At 34.6% G+C, this 2,364-nt stretch carries 2 protein-coding genes; both read right to left on the minus strand.

The genetic code is table 11. From position 1 onward, the window contains the following. Nucleotides 1–328: 328 nt before the first annotated feature. Nucleotides 329–661, minus strand: coding sequence for a transposase (locus ACFOWA_RS02420; protein ID WP_378981420.1), 333 nt, complete (start codon nucleotides 659–661; stop codon nucleotides 329–331). Nucleotides 662–843: 182 nt separating this feature from the next. Beyond that, nucleotides 844–1,209, minus strand: coding sequence for an IS110 family transposase (locus tag ACFOWA_RS02425; RefSeq protein WP_378981422.1), 366 nt, complete (start codon nucleotides 1,207–1,209; stop codon nucleotides 844–846). Nucleotides 1,210–2,364 lie beyond the last annotated feature (1,155 nt).

Below are 2,364 nucleotides of genomic sequence, written 5' to 3' on the forward strand. Positions count from 1 at the left end.
TCCTTTTTGGTGCTACAACAATCAGTCTACCACAAACCCTAAACCAAAAAGATTGTAGTGGAGAGGTACTGTCTTTATAAGCAAATAAAATTCGATAAAAATTTAGCTTCAGAGCCTCCTTAATTTAATCTCCTCCATTTGTAAACAGCAGAATAACTTTACCTTTGTTTTAGTGAAAGTTTCCTCCAGGAATTTTATCATGTGTAGCGTCGGATTTTTCTGAGACTATTATTTTTATCTCCTTATCAAACCTGGATTATAGGCATGGTTTTTTCTTCAAAGATTGTATGCCATTACCAATAGTTTTTTTGTACCGTAGCATAGCCCTTCATCTTTTTACCTGTTCTATGATATACCCTTTCAAATAGGTTCTTGAATTGTGGCTGGGTAATCGCGTTCTGCAAAGAGTGCGGGCATATGGCGAATTCTCCTTATTCCTGAATTGCCCTTTTGATATTTTTGCTCTTTCCACATGGTTTCCGGATTGATTTTCTACGATGTCGTAAACTGCATAACTCGCCAGTGAATATGTATTTTTAAAAAGTTCAAAGCTATTTGTTTCTGATGCTATCACGGCAAATGACAATATCCTTATCCCTTTTATGGATGTTGTGTTCTTGCAATGGGCATCAAGAACCTGGTCTATGCTGATGTTTTTCAATGACGGTTTCTATCTTAAGGATCTCCTTTTCTATCAATCTGATAGGTTTATTTAGTTGCTTAACGATATCCTTGCTCTGGAATTGGCTGTGTTTTATAGCTTCCAGCTGGTTGTTTAATGCGGTATGGAATTCGCTAAGGCTTTGATGCTGCCATGTGTAACATCTAAGATCATAGAGCTTTTTAGTTGGCGTATCCATAGTTCCAGTTTTTTTCTGCACCAATCTGCGCAAGTCCACGGGCATCATTCTTGGACTTGGCGCCATTTGCCGGAAGATATTTTTTCTCTTTGTTTGGTAGTAAAATGCTTACTGAAACTGCTTGTCCGTCAATGAACCACGCAAGCGGCTCATGGTAAACCTCTGTTGCCTCCATTACACAAACAACCGATATCCGATGCTTTGAATTTCGACCTAGCCAATGCATGAAAAGCTTAAATCCAGATGTAGAATTTGAAAACTTTTGGCTTGCCTTAACTTTAACTGCTTGTTGGGTATATATTACCAAAAGGCAACAATGAAAATCTTTTTTTGGATATATCGATCCCAACAGAATATTTTAGATTGAGCATATTCTTTAAATTTGAGTTTGCAATTAGAAACTACTATTAGTCCTTGATCATGTTAATCGCTGATCCAGATAGAAACAAATGGTCATTAGTTACGGTTCGGACTTTAAGAAAGTAAAAAGAGAGGATTATCCTATCACATCGACTTAATTTAATCATTTTGTTCAGCAAGACTACAACTTTGCCTCCCTTTTCTGGATGTTTAATAAATATAAAGATATGAGCGGACCAAAGAACCTAAAGAATACGGACCCCTCATTTACAAAATAATATATAAAATCTTTACAATCAATATACACCTTTTATACATATGGAATTGGTAAATAAGAATTTATAGTTTCCTCAAATGCTTATTAAGATTTTTTTCGAAGCAATTATTGTATTGATTTAAATCTAACTTTTGACCTTTTAATTATTTATATACTAGCAATTAGAGACTACAAATTGATTATAATGTTTAAAAGCTTTTCAAACTATTATATAAGAGTTATCTAATAGTATTACAACAATTTATTTTTTTTCTTCTGTTTTCCCTTTGAAGTTTTTGATATTTTTAATTTATCGTTAGGCTTAATTTTTCAAAAATTAATTATTGGAGTTATCATTATATTAATTTTTTCGGTAAATCAGGTTCCTGATTATTTTTTTAAAGTCACTCCCGCCCATCATTTCAAATCCTCGGTTCGTTCCTCACCTTGCGGGTTTTCCATTTGGGTTGGGTTTAGAATACTTAAAACTGTGCGATACACCCGAGTTTCCGTGCATTGCTTTCAAAACAGCGCATATTTTATTCATCTAAACTAGATACCGTCCAGCTTAATTTTCCTCTGCGTTAATCTGCGGGAGAAGTTTTTTAGCATGATTTATATAGAAAGGTGCATCTGAAATCCGGCAACGCTTTTTTCTCAAAACGACTAAACTCCATACCATAGTAACAAGCTTATGCAGACAAACTGGGTTTAAACATTAAAATGCTTAAAATGTTTCAACTGAGTTTAATTTTTTCTTATTGAGAATCATGGAGTTGTGGAATGGGATGAAACAAAAGGGGGGGACTGTTTGGAAACTGCTTTGTTTTTTTCTACTTTTGCAACCCGCTTCGGAGGAAGGGGCAAGGTTTAAGAAACGAGCAAAAG

The sequence above is a fragment of the Pedobacter lithocola genome (assembly GCF_042650845.1).
GTDB classification, from domain to species: Bacteria; Bacteroidota; Bacteroidia; order Sphingobacteriales; family Sphingobacteriaceae; genus Pedobacter; species Pedobacter lithocola.